General features: G+C 37.8%; 20 protein-coding genes. 15 read left to right on the plus strand and 5 right to left on the minus strand.

Features of this window, described 5'->3' with window-relative positions:
• Nucleotides 1-94: 94 nt before the first annotated feature.
• The 10 genes from K2F45_RS15855 (at nucleotide 95) to K2F45_RS15900 (ending at nucleotide 7,316) form a co-directional block, all read left to right on the plus strand.
• On the plus strand, nucleotides 95-901 hold the full coding sequence (locus K2F45_RS15855) for an SDR family oxidoreductase (RefSeq protein WP_248931853.1): 807 nt from the start codon (nucleotides 95-97) through the stop codon (nucleotides 899-901).
• A gap of 73 nt (nucleotides 902-974) precedes the next feature.
• On the plus strand, nucleotides 975-1,886 hold the full coding sequence (locus K2F45_RS15860) for a helix-turn-helix domain-containing protein (protein ID WP_248931854.1): 912 nt from the start codon (nucleotides 975-977) through the stop codon (nucleotides 1,884-1,886).
• Nucleotides 1,887-1,953: 67 nt separating this feature from the next.
• Entirely contained in the window at nucleotides 1,954-2,532 is a 579-nt protein-coding gene (locus tag K2F45_RS15865) for a TetR/AcrR family transcriptional regulator (RefSeq protein WP_248931855.1), read from the plus strand.
• Nucleotides 2,533-2,568: 36 nt separating this feature from the next.
• Nucleotides 2,569-3,183: a hypothetical protein gene (locus K2F45_RS15870; RefSeq protein ID WP_248931856.1), complete on the plus strand. Its 615-nt coding sequence runs from the start codon at nucleotides 2,569-2,571 to the stop codon at nucleotides 3,181-3,183.
• A gap of 45 nt (nucleotides 3,184-3,228) precedes the next feature.
• On the plus strand, nucleotides 3,229-4,011 hold the full coding sequence (locus tag K2F45_RS15875) for an SDR family oxidoreductase (RefSeq protein ID WP_248931857.1): 783 nt from the start codon (nucleotides 3,229-3,231) through the stop codon (nucleotides 4,009-4,011).
• An 86-nt stretch (nucleotides 4,012-4,097) separates the two neighbouring features.
• Nucleotides 4,098-4,874: an SDR family oxidoreductase gene (locus K2F45_RS15880; RefSeq protein WP_248931858.1), complete on the plus strand. Its 777-nt coding sequence runs from the start codon at nucleotides 4,098-4,100 to the stop codon at nucleotides 4,872-4,874.
• Between the two features lie 27 nt (nucleotides 4,875-4,901).
• Nucleotides 4,902-5,906 carry a saccharopine dehydrogenase family protein gene (locus K2F45_RS15885; protein WP_248931859.1) on the plus strand — a complete coding sequence of 335 codons (1,005 nt, stop codon included), beginning with the start codon at nucleotides 4,902-4,904 and terminating at the stop codon, nucleotides 5,904-5,906.
• Between the two features lie 196 nt (nucleotides 5,907-6,102).
• On the plus strand, nucleotides 6,103-6,630 hold the full coding sequence (locus K2F45_RS15890; RefSeq protein ID WP_248931860.1) for a DNA-3-methyladenine glycosylase I: 528 nt from the start codon (nucleotides 6,103-6,105) through the stop codon (nucleotides 6,628-6,630).
• Nucleotides 6,631-6,634: 4 nt separating this feature from the next.
• Entirely contained in the window at nucleotides 6,635-6,976 is a 342-nt protein-coding gene (locus tag K2F45_RS15895; RefSeq protein WP_248931861.1) for a nuclear transport factor 2 family protein, read from the plus strand.
• Between the two features lie 19 nt (nucleotides 6,977-6,995).
• Entirely contained in the window at nucleotides 6,996-7,316 is a 321-nt protein-coding gene (locus tag K2F45_RS15900) for a nucleoside triphosphate pyrophosphohydrolase family protein (RefSeq protein ID WP_172392200.1), read from the plus strand.
• 384 nt (nucleotides 7,317-7,700) lie between these two features.
• Here K2F45_RS15900 and K2F45_RS15905 read toward each other — a convergent pair whose 3' ends face one another.
• On the minus strand, nucleotides 7,701-8,546 hold the full coding sequence (locus K2F45_RS15905) for an alpha/beta hydrolase-fold protein (protein ID WP_276521418.1): 846 nt from the start codon (nucleotides 8,544-8,546) through the stop codon (nucleotides 7,701-7,703).
• Nucleotides 8,539-8,946, minus strand: coding sequence for an alpha/beta hydrolase-fold protein (locus tag K2F45_RS27375; RefSeq protein WP_276521419.1), 408 nt, complete (start codon nucleotides 8,944-8,946; stop codon nucleotides 8,539-8,541). The genes K2F45_RS15905 and K2F45_RS27375 overlap by 8 nt, the downstream gene beginning before the upstream one ends.
• Before the next feature lie 212 nt (nucleotides 8,947-9,158).
• Here K2F45_RS27375 and K2F45_RS15910 point away from each other — a divergent pair, with 212 nt between their 5' ends.
• Both K2F45_RS15910 and K2F45_RS15915 read left to right on the plus strand, forming a co-directional pair.
• Nucleotides 9,159-9,737, plus strand: coding sequence for a hypothetical protein (locus K2F45_RS15910; protein WP_088161882.1), 579 nt, complete (start codon nucleotides 9,159-9,161; stop codon nucleotides 9,735-9,737).
• Between the two features lie 276 nt (nucleotides 9,738-10,013).
• The gene (locus K2F45_RS15915) at nucleotides 10,014-10,370 is read left to right on the plus strand and encodes an NINE protein (protein ID WP_075993037.1); all 357 of its coding nucleotides are present in this window, start codon (nucleotides 10,014-10,016) and stop codon (nucleotides 10,368-10,370) included.
• Between the two features lie 74 nt (nucleotides 10,371-10,444).
• Here the strand turns inward: K2F45_RS15915 and K2F45_RS15920 are convergent, their stop codons facing one another.
• Nucleotides 10,445-12,478, minus strand: a complete 2,034-nt coding sequence (locus K2F45_RS15920; RefSeq protein ID WP_248931862.1) for a right-handed parallel beta-helix repeat-containing protein — start codon at nucleotides 12,476-12,478, stop codon at nucleotides 10,445-10,447.
• Nucleotides 12,479-12,853: 375 nt separating this feature from the next.
• On the opposite strand from K2F45_RS15920, the gene K2F45_RS15925 reads away from it, so the two are divergent.
• From K2F45_RS15925 to K2F45_RS15930, 3 genes are all read left to right on the plus strand, one after another.
• On the plus strand, nucleotides 12,854-13,576 hold the full coding sequence (locus tag K2F45_RS15925) for a metallophosphoesterase (RefSeq protein ID WP_147420879.1): 723 nt from the start codon (nucleotides 12,854-12,856) through the stop codon (nucleotides 13,574-13,576).
• A 218-nt stretch (nucleotides 13,577-13,794) separates the two neighbouring features.
• Nucleotides 13,795-13,926, plus strand: a complete 132-nt coding sequence (locus K2F45_RS27475) for a DUF7660 family protein (RefSeq protein WP_420833025.1) — start codon at nucleotides 13,795-13,797, stop codon at nucleotides 13,924-13,926.
• Nucleotides 13,927-14,010: 84 nt separating this feature from the next.
• Complete coding sequence (locus K2F45_RS15930; RefSeq protein WP_075993040.1) at nucleotides 14,011-14,418, plus strand: GNAT family N-acetyltransferase; 408 nt, start codon at nucleotides 14,011-14,013, stop codon at nucleotides 14,416-14,418.
• Nucleotides 14,419-14,472: 54 nt separating this feature from the next.
• On the opposite strand, the gene K2F45_RS15935 is transcribed toward K2F45_RS15930, so the two are convergent.
• Nucleotides 14,473-14,883 carry a hypothetical protein gene (locus K2F45_RS15935; protein WP_075993041.1) on the minus strand — a complete coding sequence of 137 codons (411 nt, stop codon included), beginning with the start codon at nucleotides 14,881-14,883 and terminating at the stop codon, nucleotides 14,473-14,475.
• Nucleotides 14,884-15,928: 1,045 nt separating this feature from the next.
• The gene (locus K2F45_RS15940; protein ID WP_248931863.1) at nucleotides 15,929-16,876 is read right to left on the minus strand and encodes an Rpn family recombination-promoting nuclease/putative transposase; all 948 of its coding nucleotides are present in this window, start codon (nucleotides 16,874-16,876) and stop codon (nucleotides 15,929-15,931) included.
• Between the last annotated feature and the right edge of the window lie 478 nt (nucleotides 16,877-17,354).

Genomic DNA, 17,354 nt, shown 5'->3' on the forward strand with positions numbered 1-17,354 from the left:
CTATCGTCATTTTGACTTACAATACTACGCTTTAGATTAATCTCAGGCTTTTTGCAATGCCCACTTTTGTATAGTTAAATAAAAATAAAGAGACATGCAAAAGACAATTTTCATTACAGGAGCCTCTTCAGGTTTAGGAAAGGCGACAGCTAAATTATTTCACACAAAGGGCTGGAACGTTATTGCAACGATGCGAAACCCTGAAAAGGAACAGGAACTGAAAGAACTTCAAAATGTAACCTTAATAAAATTGGATGTTACCGATGGTGTGGCAATTCAAAAAACAGTTTCGTCTATTTTACAATCCCATTCTGTTGATGTAGTATTGAACAATGCCGGTTATGGTCTGATAGGTCCGCTGGAAGCTTTGACCGATGAGCAAATTACGTCACAAGTGCACACCAATCTGCTGGGTGTAATTAATATAACTAGAGCATTTGTTCCTTACTTTAGAGAAAAGAAAAATGGAATATTCATCAATATTACCAGTACATTTGGCTTATTGGGGTATCCAACCTGTTCAATTTATAATGCCACCAAATTTGCAGTAGATGGTTTTTCAGAGGGTCTGGCCTACGAATTGGCACAATTTGGCGTTCAAGTCAAAGTAGTAGCACCGGGCGGAATGCAGACTGATTTTGCAGGGAGATCATTACAAGGAGGAATGCATAATGCTTACTCCCAGCTGGTGGCGAAAGTAAGTGAAGGCTATAGCGCGGAACAGCTCGCCAATTATACAAAGGCAGAAGACGTGGCCCAGATTATTTATGATGCAGCCACTGATAACAAAAAACAGCTCAGGTATATAGCAGGCAACGATGCTATTGGTCTATATAAGGAGCGTTTGGAATTGACACCCGAAGGACAATTCGAAAAAATACGTTCACAATTTATATTTTAATTTCGTTGTTTCTGTCAGATTTAACACCAACTTGGCAGAAACGACTTCTTTATGAATTGCTTAAATTTGTACTATGAAAAAACAGCCGGTCATATTCAGTTCGCTATTCCAATTGCATAAGGCAATGGGCCAAGCGGCACCGTCACATCCACTGATCAGTATAATGAACTATGGAGATGCTATATTTGACCCAAAGGATTTTGAACACGGGATTATACTCGACTTTTACAAGATATCTTTCAAGACAAGCTTTTCAGGAAAACTGAAATATGGTCAGGGATTTTATGATTTTGAATCGGGCGGTATGTCATTTATAGCACCCGGTCAGTTATTAAAAATGCAGGACGAAGAAGCGGATTTTAGTGGGATGACACTCCACATCCATCCCGATTTTATTCGACACTATACATTAAATACGCAGATCAAACAATATGGCTTTTTTGCCTACTCGGCTGCGGAGGCTCTTTATCTTTCGGAAAAGGAAAAAGCAACCATTCTGAGTATTTACAGATTCATTCAGGAGGAACTGAGCGAACGTATCGATAAATTCAGTCAAGATGTGATCATTTCACAGATTGAACTTTTGCTCAATTATGCCAACAGATTTTATGATCGCCAGTTCCTGACCCGAAAGGCGGCAAACAATGATATTCTTTCAAAATTGGAAGTGTTGTTGGAGAACTATTTTAAGGAAGATAAATTATTGATCAAGGGACTGCCAACCGTCCAATCAGTGGCAGAAAATCTTAATGTTACACCACGGTATCTAAGCGATCTGCTGCGCAACCTAATCGGATTGAATACCCAGCAGTTCATCCACGAAAAAGTAATAACAAAGGCGAAAGAATACTTGACAAAGGATAAACTGACCATCGCTGAAATCGCATATCATCTAGGATTTGAACATCCGCAATCTTTCAATAAACTCTTTAAAAGTAAAACTTCGTTGTCCCCTTCTGACTATAAAAAGAGCTTATTGAATTGACTAGAAGGAATAAATATTAAATTTTGAAATGATTGTTTCAAATATTTTTATATCTTTGCACTTGAATATGGCAAGAAATGTTGAATTTGACGAACAATTAGCGGTTTCCAAGGCAATGGATGTCTTTTGGAGAAAAGGCTATAATGGCACCACGATGCGGGATCTGACCGAGGCTATGGGTATCAATAGTAGCAGCCTTTACAATACCATTGGCGACAAGCACGAACTTTTTATCCGTTGTATAAAGCATTATACCGAGACAAGGATGAAAGAAGCCGTAAAGCAGTTGGAGCCCATTAAGTCTCCAATAAAAGGGATCGAAAAATTTATCCAATCTTCGGCTTATACCATTACAAATGAACCCAACAGTTGCTTGGCCATTAAAACTACTTTTGAAGTCGCTGCAACCGATGAGCAGGTGCAAAAAATCATTAAGGCTGACAATGAATTTACTTATAAACTTTTGAATGGCTTGGTCGAAAAAGCGATCCAAAAGGGAGAAATAACGGTAAGTCAAGATGCAGCTATGCTGACGGATTATATCATCAATCATTTTAGTGGCTGGCACGAATTTTTTATCATCCATAAAGACAAAAACCGCATTAAAAGCATGGCAAAGTTCCTGATCAAACAGATCAATCAATAATTTTTTTACCAAAATCTGAAACAAACGTTTTAAAAAATGGATATACTGAAAGAATACAAACATTACTACACAGCAGACGAAAAGCCTGAACTAGTGGAAATAGGCGAAGTTAGCTATGTGTCTATTCTTGGAGCAGGTGCTCCTGGAACTATTCTCTTCTATCAAAAGAAAGCAGCAATTAAAAAGTTTGTTACTATATTGGAACAGCAATATGCTAAAACCGATTTCGCATTTTCGAGCAAAGTGGTAGAAATATTCTACTGGTTTGAAGAGCAAAAAGTGGGATATGTAGATATCGGAAATTTCTATACCACTGTTGATTTAGACCTGTTGCTGTACCGCATTGTGATCCGCATTCCAGCTTTTATAAAGGCTGAAACCATACAAGAGATTGCGCAAACAGCCAATCTCCCTTTCGCAAAAGACTTTGAGCACTTTACTTACACCGCAGGAACTTGTGTACAGCTTTTACATAAAGGACCTTTTGCTGGAGAATTGCAAACATTGCCCATACTCCAAAAATTTGCGACGGAGAATGGATTTAAGAAATCCGGAATGCACCATGAAATCCACTTGACCCCTTTTGAGTCGGGGCAAAGTCAGGATCATCTGCAGACCATCTTGCGTGACCCAGTCAGTAAACAATACTAATTTTTTAATCAAATCTGAAACAAATGTTTCAATAATTTATCAATAATGGAGAACTCAACTCAAGAATTAAGGGGCAAGATTGCACTGGTTACGGGTGGAACAAAAGGTATTGGAAAAGCCATAGCAGATAAGTTGGCGTCCAATGGCGCAACAGTTGTGATAACAGCACGAAAACCATCCGAGGAAGAAACCGGACATCATTTTATAGCGGCCGATCTGACCGATAATAGCAATATTGCTGAGTTGTCAGGAAAAATCATCGAAAAATACGGAACGCTAGATATCCTGATTAATAATGTGGGCGGTACTTCTTCTCCGGCAGGAGGATTCCAGATGCTCAGTGACGATGATTGGAACAGGGATATCGAACTCAATCTTATGGCTTCTATCAGGCTGGATAAGGCTATGGTTCCAAAGATGATCGAAAAGAATTCGGGAGTTGTGATCCATATTTCCTCACTCAATGGCAAGATACCCTTGTACCAGTCCAATTTCTCTTACGGCGTAATGAAATCGGCGTTAAATGCCTACAGTAAAACACTTGCCAATGAAGTAGCAAAGAATGGTGTTCGGGTAAATACAGTTTCCCCGGGCATGGTCAAAACAACAGCTATGGAAACTTTTTTGGAAAGCTATGCAAAGACCATTAGCAAAACTGTAGCAGAAGCTTCACAACAACTTATGGATAGCCTGGGCGGGGTACCGTTGAACCGTTTGGCTGAACCTGAAGAAATTGCCAATATGGTGGCCTTTTTGGTATCGGATGGTGCAGGATACATCACCGGAGCTAATATAGTTGTTGACGGGGGTACTTATCCAACTGTTTAATGACCGGTTAGTTTAAGTATAATAAAAAAAATAATAAGATCGGAAACATTGATTTCGACATATCAATCAATTTAAAAAAAGATAAAATGGAAAAAGAACTTATAGGCAAAGTAGCCCTGATAACAGGAGGTACAAAAGGCATAGGCAGGGCAATCGCCGAAAGGTTGTCGGAAGCTGGGGCACTCATAATTGTAACGGCCAGAACCCGCCCTATAGAAACACACACAAAACATCATTTCATTGCAGCAGATCTGACTATTGCCGCTCAAACCGATAAGATGGTTAATGAAATCAACGAAAAATTTGGTTCAATAGATATTCTGGTCAATAATATGGGTGGTTCTACCAGTCCCTCGGGCGGGTTTGGAGCCCTTACCGATGAACATTGGGAAAATGACCTGCAATTAAACCTTCAATCTGCCGTACGCATTGATAGAGCAATATTGCCGCAGATGGTAGAAAAGAAGAGCGGTGTAATCATTCACATTTCTTCAGTCACAGGTACACTTCCGGTATATCAATCGCTAGGTGGCTATGCAGTTGCCAAAGCAGCTCTGAATAATTATAGCAAAAGTTTGTCGAAAGAATTTAGCCCAAAAGGGATCAGAGTGGCTACGGTCTCTCCGGGAATGGTAAAAACAGATACAATGGATGCCTACCTGCAATCACTGGCCAAAACATCGGATTTGAGCGTAGAACAGGTAACACTAGATTTGATGGATAGCCTCGGCGGAATACCGCTGGGAAGGATGGCCCTGCCGCAGGAAATTGCAGAACTGGTTGGCTTTCTGGTATCTCCAAAAGCATCTTATATCACCGGTGTAAATTATATTATTGACGGAGGGACAAATCCATCATTATAATTCTTAATCCTTAAATAATATCAGCATATGGACAACAAGAAAAATAAGCTCCTGATATATGGGGCAACAGGATATACTGGAAAAATCATTGCAGCCAGGGCAAAGGAATTGAATATTGATTTTGAGGTTGCAGGACGAGAACCCGATAAAACGCGAAAACTGGCAGAAGAATTAGCGGTTAATTATCACATTTTTGATGTAGATACCGAGTACACCTGGAAAATTGCATTAGATGGTAAACAGGCTCTAATCAATGCCGCCGGTCCGTTTAAATTTACTGCCGAACAAGCAATGAAAGCCTGCCTGAAAGCTGGTGTTCACTATTTGGATATTAGTGCGGAACTGGACACCTACCGATTGGCACAATCGCTGAATAGAGAAGCTCTGGAAGCTGGAATACAATTAATATCCGGAGCTGGACTTTTTGTAAGTTATGACGCTTTGGTGGTGCATCTTTCAAAATTAGTGACTGATCCCGAATATTTGAAAGTGGGTTTCCGACACTACGGCGGCTTTTCCAGAGGTTCGGTTTTAAGCAGTAAGAATATTGCCGATTTAGGTATATTAGTGCGTAGAAATCATGAAATTATTGATCATCCCGATCCACAGTCAAAACTTTTTTCGTTTGGCAAAGAGGAAGTGGAATGTATGCCAACGCCTCTGGGAGGAATTATTCTTAGCTATAAATCCACAGGAATTCCAAATATTGAAGAGTTTTTTTCCTTAAATCTGCCCGCCAATGAACTTCCTGATTTAACTGCCGAAAATCTGCCTGATGGACCAACAGCTGAGGAGCGAGCAGCGGGGCGAAATGGGATTTCAGCTGAGCTTACCGCTAAAGACGGGAAAGTAGTAAAAGCTTATGTAGATGCTCCATCGGGATATGACCTTACACCGCTTTCGGTAGTAGCTGTGGCACATCGCATCTTGAATGGTGATTTTAAAGTGGGCTATCAATCACCTGGCTCGGCGTATGGTGAGGATATCATCAACGATATTCCCGACACCTATTTAATAGACAATAATGCCTAACAATAAAATCAAATTTAAAAATGGGCGATGAACAGCAGATCCATAACTTAATTGTCCGATACACACATTATTTAGATAAAATGTTCGTCAAAATGGCAACTAACTCTTCCATTTTGACGAACTTTACCTTCGCACCTTAGTCGATCTTTGTACCAACGTAAATTAATAAACAATGAGTTATTGCGACTACATACCTATGATGAAGGAACCCAACCGGAGCCTTCATCAGAATTATCATGACAATCATTACGGATTTCCCATTCATGATGACAATGAGCTTTTCGGTCGCTTGATTATGGAAATAAATCAAGCGGGGTTGAGTTGGGAAACTCTCCTTAAAAAAGAGGAAAATTTCCGTAAAGCCTACGATGATTTTGACGTCAAGAAAGTGGCTGCTTATGACGGGAAAGATCGCGAACGGTTGCTGAATGATGCGGGAATTATCCGTAACAAATTAAAGGTTAATGCAGCCATTGAGAATGCGAAAACCTTTCTACTTCTGCAAAGGGAATATGGTAGTTTTGAAAAGTGGCTGGAGCACCATCACCCAAAAACCAAAGGAGAATGGGTAAAACTGTTCAAAAAAACATTCCGTTTTACCGGTGGAGAAATCGTAAATGAGTTCCTAATGAGTATTGGTTATCTCCCCGGTGCTCACTCCCCCTCCTGTCCTGTGCATAGAACTATATTAGAGACAAATCCAATGTGGGCTAAACAACAGTAATGATATGAATATAAAGACATTTATCAAAAATTTAATTGCTACGAGCAATGCATTCAATACTGAAAAATATCTTACCTTTTATCTGCCAGACGCTGTTTTAGATGACTCTTCGGTAGGAAGAATATTTGAAGGGCATAAAGGAATTCAGCAGTATTTTGATTGCTACTTTATCGGATACAATACACATACGGAACAGGCAGAACTGAAAATAATTGATGAAGCAAATGCTCATTTAGCTGTACAGTTCACAGGAGATTTTTCCGAAGGTAAAATTGAGGGTACCTTTGATTTTAAATTTAAGGAAGGCAAAATAGCCTTTGTAAGGGCAGATTTAATTCATTTATAATAACAACAATAGCAAAGATATGAATAAAGATAGTTTTGACGAAATCATTCGCCGCAGTATGGAAATTAGAAGAAAATACCGCCAACTGGAATTGATGCACCATGGAAGTGAATGGACTGTGGAAGAAGATGCTCTGGCTTATTTAACGGATGCTGGATTGGTAGGCAGAAACATTATGTCGCAACAACAACGTTGGCCGAAAGTAGATTCTGAAGCGCAATTGGAACATAAACTTGGTGAAAACATTTGGTGGCTGATTGTCTTGGCAAAAAGATCTGGAATTGACATCCGGAAGGCCGTTGATCAATTTTTAATCAAAACAGAGGCTGCTTTAGAATGAGCAGATTTCTTAATAATATGCCCACCATTTCGCTTTAAAAGATGGATATTATGTTCGGTTGCTGCGATTAGTAAATATAGTTAGTATCGTCATATCACAAATACAGTATACACTAACTTGAGCATGTCTGTAGCTCCGCTTGTAATTCCCTCTTCTTCTCATCGCTGATAGAGCGACTTCCGAAGAAATCTACATAAACTAGCACCGATAATGCTAAAGATATCGCTGCTGATAAAAACATTGGCAACAATTGGAATTGGTCCTGGTTATTATCATGGTATTCTACTTTTCAATCAGGTAAGGTTAATACCCAATCCGAATATACATTATTTATTGCGGGCGAAGTGGTATAAAATGCTGGTTTCGCGTTCCTATGTCCAGCATTTAGTTTCTCTGTTTTATTTTGCTATTTAATTCTTCTAGTTTCGTTTTTGCAGTATTATTAGTTGGAGAAAGTGTCAAGATTTTTTCATAACACTTTTTTGCTTTATCAATATAACCCCTGACTGTGTAGGCCTCGGCTAAGCTATCCCATACATTGATTGATTGCGGATAATTTTCCGTATTCAGCTCAAAAATAGAAATTGCTATATCAGGTAGTTGCCTATCATAAAGGGCAACATATCCAATTGTATTTACAAAACTTTGGTCCGGTTTAGTATCAAAGAAAAGTTCCTTTTTTATTTTTGCACTGTAATTTACCAATAAATTGGGGTCTTTTGTTACTTCATTTATATCAATATTATATGGCTCGAAGAGATATCTAAGGCCATAATATGTAGCAGGAATTGTTACTGTTAAATGCTTTTCGTCTTCAAAATATCTAAAGTCTACCTTCAGATCTGGAGATTTATTCTCTTTCAGTAATTTATAAAATTGATTTCCCCATTGATAATGCCTCTTATCCTCCTGCATATTATTGGCTAATGCAATGTATATCCTAGCTTTTAGGTCGACTCGATTCGCCAAAACTTCTTTACTTCTTTTCCCAATATAATTATGATCCCAAAACCAAGAGGGGTCGATAAGTAAATAATAACTAAACAGCTGTGGATTTTCTAACAGGCAATGTAACGCAAATAGTCCACCCAATGAGTGGCCGATAATCATACTCTGTGGAACGGTTCTGAAAGATTTATTTATTTCCACCATTAATTCATTCTCCATAAAACGCATGAAATCATCCGCTTTTCCGCTACTTTTAAATGCAGAAATATCTTCCCTATCCAAATAATTCAATGAATTTGTAGGAGTAAAATTCTTTCGTTCTATCGGTATTTTCTATTGATACAATAATAAGTTCAGGTATTTGCAGCTTAAGATTTGCATCTGAATGCATCGATTGTGCAATCCCCGACACTTCTAAAAATTTACTTCTGTCCCCATCTAAAACATAGGCAACGATGTATTTTTTGTCGACATTGTTTTTATAGGAAGCCGGTAAATAAACAGAATAATTTCTCCTTTCATTAAGTATTTTAGAGTTTATCGTATAGCGCTGTCCAATCACTAAAAAATTGTCATGTGATTGCGCAAAAGAATTGCTAAGGCTAAAAATAAAAAAACAGATTATTGTGGTTATAGTTCGGCTCGTCAGTATATCGCTGGAAGTCATCCGTATTGTTGCCATTAAAAAGGATTAAATAGATCTTATAAATACAAGTAAGCTTTAAATTTATGTAAAAATTTTAGATTTATAATATCTTCATGCATGATTTTAGGGAAAGAACGCAGCATTCTGTTTGTTCTAAACCTTATCATATTGAAATTCGTTTTTTTATTGCATATTAGCCATCGAAAATTGGACCATTTGAATTGGTACACCTATAAAACAAATTGAATATGGATAGGCCATATAGCGGTATTGCAACCCATTACGAAACTCCAACGGGGTATTCCATTATTGTCCCGGCAAAAAAGCATTTACCTATTATCATTATTTTTAGTTTATGGCTAGTTGGTTGGATACAATCAATTATTTTTTTTGCCCCGACACTTGAAAACTTTTACGATACCACTGGCGGTTTAAGCTTCGAGGGAATATTTTTTATAGTTTGGTTGATGCTCTCGATGGCAGCGGGCTTATTTGTAATGAAAACGTTGATGTGGTACCTCATTGGAAAAGAAATTATTACAATAGATCGCGAGCAAATAAGTATTGCCAGAAAAAACGATATTCTATTCAGGCATAAGATTTATGATCTACAAGAAGCGAAGAAATTTCATGTTGAGGAAGAACATTTTGAGTTTGTTTTTTGGAACCAGGGGAATAGTTTAGGTATTTTTAGAAACAGAGGCACTATTCGATTTGAATATGGTTTTAAAACCATAAAATTTGCAAATGATATGGATCAAGCTGAGGCAAACCATATCTTGGAATCATTACGTGCGTCGGGCTATCTGACCACCACTAATTTTTGATTAAATTTTTTATGAATACGGAAAGCACCTTCGATTTAAAAAAATTCATACCACATGTGTCCTAAATAAATTTTAGGAGTCGGTTTCTGTGTTACAACTATAGATTTTTTGTTTATTTGAATTTTGCCCCCAAAGTTACGATTAAAATAGCCTTACATACAATTTAAGGCCAAGATATCGGTTGAATGGAGGATTGGTTACGGGAAACCGTAAGAATGCCTAACAGGCAATCCGTAGGTTTGAAAAGACAATACAAACCGCATTAATCAATAACATATGAAAGATAAAACAACCGCAGCTTTAATGGCATTTTTCCTTGGAGGATTTGGTGCACATAGATTTTACCTCGGGCAAACCGGATTAGGTGTCCTTTACCTCCTTTTTTGCTGGACGCTTATACCCGCATTTATCGCTTTGATTGATTTTATCGTTTTTCTCTCCATGAATAAAGAGAGTTTTGATATGAAATATAACCGTGTATATTTTTCACAGCCCATTATTCATAATTATATACCCACTTCACCCATTCCCCAAAAGGATGCTGCGACTGAAATAGAGCGATTACATGGATTGATGGAAAAAGGAATGATTACAAAAGCAGAATTTGAGGATGCAAAACGTAAGCTGCTATAAAGGTATAAAATAGATCGAAAAGTCTCCCTTAACGGTCGTTAAGGGAGACCGAAGCAATAAGCCTTTCAAAAAAATTATGCCTGTTGGCCACTCGCTCTATCAGCAACCAATTTGGCATTCAGCGAACCGCGTACCTCACTAGTCAGAATGCGAAGCTCATTGTATTTTCCGATCAATGTATTTAGGTCAGTGACAATTTTTGGTAGTGTATCCGCTACCGAATCTGTAACTGCATTTGGCAATGGGCTTGCTGAACCTCCTACTGCTGCCGACTTTTTCACTAAGCCTGGAACCGTATTATTGGCCTCTAATATAATATTCTGATCCAGCACCTTTACTGCTGCCCCAACCTCATTGGAAACGCGCTGCGCAAACTGTCCGATCAGCATGTTATTTTTAATATAGGTTTCAGACAGCGACAAGGATGCACGAATACCGATCGACAAAGCATTCGCTGTTTGTAATATGGTATTATCCTCAACGACGATATTGGCACTGGCGGAAACGCCCGTGACATAAATACAAGGACCATTCGTCTTACCCGAAGTGTTGAAATTGTTAATGACATTCCCCTTAATAATACAATTGGACAACATCCCGCTATTGGAAAAGAAGCCCATGCTCAAGTTGGTACTATTATTATTGTAAATAAACAGATCGCTACAATTACTATAATTGTACGCCATCACCGAAGTTCCTATTTGCTTATTGATCGTGTTGGAATAAACTTTAATCTTGGAGCTATTGCCAGCGGATACCATGGCATGCATTAAGGTATCAACAGTATTGGCATGCACGGTTAGCCCCTGTACTTCTGTTTGGCATAGCACAAAGTGGAACGATCGCCAGGAGAAGTTAGAGCCAACCACAACATCAAAGACGGTATCGAGTTTGATCGAAGTGATGTCAAGATTGGTTTTAAATGTATTGCTGCTTATATCAATCACCTTTGCAGAACCGTAACAATAGATAAATGCTGTAATCTGAGGTACTCCATCAAATTCATAAACTAACTGATTATTTTTAATGGAGATATTCTTGGTAATCATATCATCCTTAAGCCTTTCGGCATTCACCTTGATCAGTGCGCTTACCGTCGCAGATTTTTGTTTAGTTACCTGAATGGTATTATTGTAAAAATTAACGTTCTCGATCATCGTATTTGTCCGCATGCAATTGCTTTCGAAATCATGCCCGACATTATTCAGGAAAGTATTATCATAAATATTGACGTTCAAAACGCTATTATTTTTATTCGGCTCAATGTCTATTCCATCCATGGGGAATTTGCCCTTAATCACTCCTGTATTGCTGATCCTCGACTTTGAAATACTGATGTTGCTTCCTTTCGTTACCGTAATACCCTGACGTCCATTATTGTCCACGATTACATGTTCTACAGAAATATTAATGCTCCCCCCGTCGGCAGTTTCTGCACCGCCTATACATATGCCATCGCCACAACAATTCTCAATCGTGATATCCTGAATGCTGATATCGCTACAGCCATCGACAATATTTATACCGTGCCCCCACTCACTCGAAGTTTCAATATGTGTTGCATTATCGCCGGTTATACGCCCCCTACCAAACACACCGCTATCGACGACCTCCGAAAATAATATAATTGCATACCGGTCATTGTTATTGGTTCGAATAGCGATCGTCGCATTGAGCTCCAAATAAACATGTGACTTCATCAATATACCTGGTCCATAATAGCTCGCTGGCAAACTTAAAAGCACATCTTGGCTGACTTCAACTATTTTTACGTTATTGTTTTGCGCATACACAATGGCACGGTTGATTCTTTCAAGACAATCGACAACGCCACCTATGGCACCAAAATAACTCACATCAACCCGATCACAAAATTCATGGATAAGCCCGATTCCACTAACTACAATTAGACTGCCACCATCGTCTGCCCCAGGCCCCGGAGTAGCCGCAGCCAGATAGTACTTGATCGGTGCTGGGGTATCCCCTTTTTCGTAATAGCCTAATAGCTCCACTCCTTCGTAGGTACCGTTTTGCAATGCTGTGATTTCAATGGCTGATATGCCTTGCATAGCTGCCAAAGTTTCCTTAACTAAAAATTGATTTGCCATATTTCTTTGATTTAAATGATATAGGCAAAAGTATGTTTGCTGCCAGGTCGATCTGAGAGAAAATAGGGCTTTGTAAGCGGTAGTTGGACGATACCGAAAAGTTGAAATGATTACGGTTCCTATCCGTTATTTTAAAAGAAAAATGCGATATTTTTTGGAATACCGCACTTTAGGTTTTTGTTATATGTTATTTAATTATTTTGCCAATATGCCTGCAGCCCTTAGCTTCGCTTTTAAGTCCCGCAATTCGCTCAAGATCCCTTGTACTTCAGTAAGGTATTGGTTTGGAAGTAGGATTGGATATGGGAAACCATAGTACATTAAGATTAGAATTGACATAAGCCGTCATTACACGGACAACTTACAAGAAGCAACTTGGCAAAACAGCTCCACTTTCGTATATTCGATATGGCTATGTTACTTCGCGAAGTCGCCGCACCATTATATACTATGCTGAAAACTACGATACATACATTCAACGACCTTGATAAATGGTTGTCCGACAACTTTTATTTTGAAGACGGACACGTTTTGGCAATAAAAGAAAATCCGCTTGAAATTATTGTTGGTTATAATGTGAAAGCAAATTACAAGGCAAATTCAGAAAGACACATTTTGCCTTTCAAAATCATTCCATCAAAAATTTACGAATGGACTTTTGACAAAGATCTAGCAAATGTTGGTGACGACAACTATATTGAATATATTGAAGCACAAGAAGTTGAAAATGGAATTTGCTTAGAGTTCTCTACACTTGCGACTTTTCGACTTGTTACAAACAGCCTTGAAATTGAAGAACAAGAGCTAATAAAAACAACATTTAAGCCTTGGACAAGCGAAAAAGAAATGTATTTGACCGCTGACCTTTCTGAAATTCCGAGACCTTTATTTTGGAAAGAAAAATTAAACAAATACGGACACGACATTCTGTTTCGTTATTATTCAGGTGAAGAAAGACAACCAGAGCAAGTTCCTTACCCAGACTATCAAGGTTACTATATACAACTTGCGGAGAGAATTAGCTCGACACAAGAAGGTATTTTTCTCAAGCATATAAAAGTAGAAAACGGAAAATTTAGTTTGAATTCTGAAAACTAGGACGATGAATTGAAAGATGTTTGGAACGACTTAACAGCAATTCTTGCAGACTTTCCTAATGCTCAAATCAAAAGCGGAAATTGCGAGTTTAACGGGGCAAAATGGAAACAATATTTAGCTGACAAACTATTACCGACAACAGAATGACAGGAAGCACAGCATATAACGGTGGCGACTTAATTCGCTTGCCTTAAGCCTCCGCGCCATTACCCGACTTTCTGGAGGCTTTGGCCTCATACGCAGAAGATATTCAAGGGTATTATGATAATACAGACGCAAATGTAGATGCTGAGAAAGCTGCGTGGTCAACATTTGCTGATATTTTCAAGGGAGCTAAAGTTTACGAGTAATAGTAAGCATTTCTTTCACATATTCGCATATTTACCAGCGAAGAATATTTGCTTAAAATACCAACGAAAACTACAGAATAATATATGAACATACAGCTAAGTGTCAATAGAGATTTAAACGCAAACGACATACTACAACTTTATCAAGCTAACAAATGGAGTGCAGCCAATAAACCAGAACTACTGATCAAAGCACTCTTAAATTCGCATTCCTTAGTTACGGCATGGGATGGTACGACATTGGTAGGTCTAGGAAATGCTATTTCCGATGGATACCTCGTGGTTTATTATCCACATCTACTGGTGCTACCCTCTTATCAAGGCAAAGGTGTTGGGCGTTTGATTATGGATAAAATGCAAGAGATGTATAAGGGTTTTCACATGCAGATGCTTACTGCTGATGGAAATGCTATCGACTTTTATAAAAAGAACGGCTTTGAACGAGCAGGTCAAACAGAGCCTATGTGGATCTATAAAGGTAATGATCACTGAGAGAAGGTTAATACTTTTTCATATGTGTATATTCGGGTGGAAGGGGAAAAAAAACTATGATGTGACGTCGTGATTAATCTTCCAGGAAAACTTTTTACAGTTATCAAGGTTTTCAAATTCAAATGATTCTATCCAATCATATTTTCCATCCTCATCTTGATATAAAACTAAATTGTCAGCTTTAATATTTTCAATAAATGATGATAATTCTGCAACACAAGCTTCTAAATCATCTAACACATAACATGGAATATGACTATGAATATCTGTTTTTCCATTTGGATCTTCGATTCCAATAGTTATTTCGGTATTATATGTTGCAATCCAAATTGAAAATATTCCGGATTCACTTTTCAAATCACAATCAAAAGATCCGTCATCTTGAAACTTTATTGTCTGAGCAAACTGTGGATAATTTCCTTCCAGGAATTTAAGTATTAATTTCGAAAATTCTCTTTGTTCCATTTAGTACTTGATTTACAACTATGTCACATAACTCTTAAATATACGCAATTTGCCAAATTAAAAAGTTAATTTTACCGTCGAACATGACTTCTGATCATCCAAAAGTAACGTTTAAAATAGCCTTACATACAATTTAAGGCCAAGATATCGGTTGAATGGAGGATTGGTTACGGTAAATTGTAGCTGATTAATCATTAATCCCAATTAAGGAATTTGTGAAGACTGATTTTATATTTTGCCAATACAAATACTGTTTTGTAAATTCAATTATTAGGAAGCCAATTTAATACCTAAATATCATAGCAATTAATTTTAGAGCATTCATCACATTATCATGGAACTAAGGGAGATAGAAAAAAACTATGAAAGAATGTCGGATAACAGGCTCATTGAGGTTATTACCACAAATGCGTAGGGAATTCAGCCGGAAGTAGTTAGTATCATAGAAAATGAAATTAAGAAGCGCAACCTCGACCCTGATCTTTTAAATAGCTTAATAGCCCAAAATGAACAGCATTCTATTGAAGATATTTATCATTATGCGGAACTGCTGCGGAATTGTCCCTGCCCTATCTGCAACAATACTCGGGACAAGTTAAATGGGACAATCTACCACAGTATCAAAAGCATCATAGTTACGAGCATTACCGAAACTAGATGGGTCATTGCCTGCCCGGATTGTTTGGACAAGCAAAATCGAAAAGCCATTGTGTCTTGCTCACTTCTTGGTTGGTGGGGAATTCCCTGGGGGATACTGAAAACCCCCGTGTACATCTATAGAAATTTAAAGGTAAAGGGAGAAAACAGGATCAGCGATCCAAACGGTCCGCTCCTTTCATTTACGGCTGACAACATAGGTCAAATAAAAGCTTTCGAGAATAATCCTGAAAAATTGAAAAATGTTATTAAAGATTTAAGATAACGATTAATACAAATTAACAATAAAAAGACCTTATAACAGTATAGCAACCCTTTATGAAACCCCAACTGGATATGGTGGTTGGCATTCATCTATTGGTGGAGCAGTCATCCAAAATAAAGAAACTTAGAGTTTTTCGACCTCTTCGACAGAAAGTCCAGTGCCCTTAGCAATATCAGCTATAGGTAGCCCCATTTCCTTAAATGCTTTAGCAGTCTCAAGAGCTTTTTTACGCTCTCCTTCTGCTAGTCCTTTGGCTTTACCTTCTGCTAGACCTTCTGCTAGGCCTTTAGCGTGACCTAAAGCTTCTCCGGATTTCTTGGCCGAATTAAATACGCTCTCAGCATCACGCTTATGTTTTAAACTTGCTTCGTATGACATTAGCTCCTCCTCCGTTAATTTACCTATCTCTCCTATCTCAAAGATAAGACCAAATATTCTTTTATCCAAAAATGATGGCAATCTATCCATGGTACTCAAATGTTTAAGTAAGTACAACCACTGATCCATAACTGTCTTTAGTTCTTCTGGCTGTTTATTAAATAATGGAAGCGAAATAATTTTATATCCCAATTTATCATAGAATATTTCTTTGGTCAATTTGTCACACAGCGCAACATCATAGAAATAAGGCCGCTCTGTGACACGGGATATACCAGAACTTCCATTTCTATCCATGTCAAACTCCAAAATACCAATAAAGTAAACCTCCGGTAGGTAATAATCACTACCCTTCTTACCTCGCGCTAATTGTTTATTGATGAGACGTGAGGTATAGTACACTGCACGGTCCTTAAAAAATTCTTGAAAGAGCTGCTGCATCTCAATGATGAAAACCTCACCATCGCTGCCGATACAATGTAAATCAAATACAACACGACGCATTTCCTCATAATCACCATCATGTTCTACAGGCTTATATCTTAGATCGGAAATTATCTTCTCTCCATGAAATAGACTATTGAGAAACTCAATCAGTAAGATTTTGTTGTCCTCCCTACCAAAGTAAAATTTCCAACCGAAATCGGTACGTGGATCTACATACCTACCCAAATGTTTTTTTGATCTAGCCATAATATTTATTAATTGGTTATCAGCCAAATATACAACAATAAACTGAATAATACTAAAATAATTAGTAAAAAAACATAAGTAGACAAGTAACATATGCTTGTTGACTGCTTGCTCTATCGGCAACTAATTTGGAATTCAGCGAACTACTAATTCGGGAAATCGTCGATTCAGAAAGGTCAAATCTAAACACATAGCGCATAAAGTTTTCAGAACGCTTTATTTAACCAGGGTATCCCTCTCATTTAAGGGCTTTCCAACTAAGACAAGTAAACCATTTTCAGAAGCTTCCCTGACAGAAGAAGATGCTTGTGGATCAACTGTATTAGTTTCAACATCGCATTTATTATACAATAGTATAATAAATATTAGCAAAAAATATCTATTTATCATTTTTCCTGAATATTAAAGAACGCGGTAAATTCTTATTCACTTTTTTGATTGTTTCATACATTAAATTAGGTATAATATTATAAAATAT

Source organism: Sphingobacterium siyangense, assembly GCF_023277505.1.
Lineage (GTDB): Bacteria > Bacteroidota > Bacteroidia > Sphingobacteriales > Sphingobacteriaceae > Sphingobacterium > Sphingobacterium siyangense.

Excerpts from the sequence above, each read along its gene's own strand:
- K2F45_RS15855 (WP_248931853.1), top strand. The coding sequence starts at position 95 with ATGCAAAAGACAATTTTCATTACAGGAGCCTCTTCAGGTTTAGGAAAG.
- K2F45_RS15860 (WP_248931854.1), top strand. The coding sequence starts at position 975 with ATGAAAAAACAGCCGGTCATATTCAGTTCGCTATTCCAATTGCATAAG.
- K2F45_RS15865 (WP_248931855.1), top strand. The coding sequence starts at position 1,954 with ATGGCAAGAAATGTTGAATTTGACGAACAATTAGCGGTTTCCAAGGCA.
- K2F45_RS15870 (WP_248931856.1), top strand. The coding sequence starts at position 2,569 with ATGGATATACTGAAAGAATACAAACATTACTACACAGCAGACGAAAAG.
- K2F45_RS15875 (WP_248931857.1), top strand. The coding sequence starts at position 3,229 with ATGGAGAACTCAACTCAAGAATTAAGGGGCAAGATTGCACTGGTTACG.
- K2F45_RS15880 (WP_248931858.1), top strand. The coding sequence starts at position 4,098 with ATGGAAAAAGAACTTATAGGCAAAGTAGCCCTGATAACAGGAGGTACA.
- K2F45_RS15885 (WP_248931859.1), top strand. The coding sequence starts at position 4,902 with ATGGACAACAAGAAAAATAAGCTCCTGATATATGGGGCAACAGGATAT.
- K2F45_RS15890 (WP_248931860.1), top strand. The coding sequence starts at position 6,103 with ATGATGAAGGAACCCAACCGGAGCCTTCATCAGAATTATCATGACAAT.
- K2F45_RS15895 (WP_248931861.1), top strand. The coding sequence starts at position 6,635 with ATGAATATAAAGACATTTATCAAAAATTTAATTGCTACGAGCAATGCA.
- K2F45_RS15900 (WP_172392200.1), top strand. The coding sequence starts at position 6,996 with ATGAATAAAGATAGTTTTGACGAAATCATTCGCCGCAGTATGGAAATT.
- K2F45_RS27375 (WP_276521419.1), bottom strand. The coding sequence starts at position 8,946 with ATGGCAACAATACGGATGACTTCCAGCGATATACTGACGAGCCGAACT.
- K2F45_RS15910 (WP_088161882.1), top strand. The coding sequence starts at position 9,159 with ATGGATAGGCCATATAGCGGTATTGCAACCCATTACGAAACTCCAACG.
- K2F45_RS15915 (WP_075993037.1), top strand. The coding sequence starts at position 10,014 with ATGAAAGATAAAACAACCGCAGCTTTAATGGCATTTTTCCTTGGAGGA.
- K2F45_RS15920 (WP_248931862.1), bottom strand. The coding sequence starts at position 12,478 with ATGGCAAATCAATTTTTAGTTAAGGAAACTTTGGCAGCTATGCAAGGC.
- K2F45_RS15930 (WP_075993040.1), top strand. The coding sequence starts at position 14,011 with ATGAACATACAGCTAAGTGTCAATAGAGATTTAAACGCAAACGACATA.
- K2F45_RS15935 (WP_075993041.1), bottom strand. The coding sequence starts at position 14,883 with ATGGAACAAAGAGAATTTTCGAAATTAATACTTAAATTCCTGGAAGGA.
- K2F45_RS15940 (WP_248931863.1), bottom strand. The coding sequence starts at position 16,876 with ATGGCTAGATCAAAAAAACATTTGGGTAGGTATGTAGATCCACGTACC.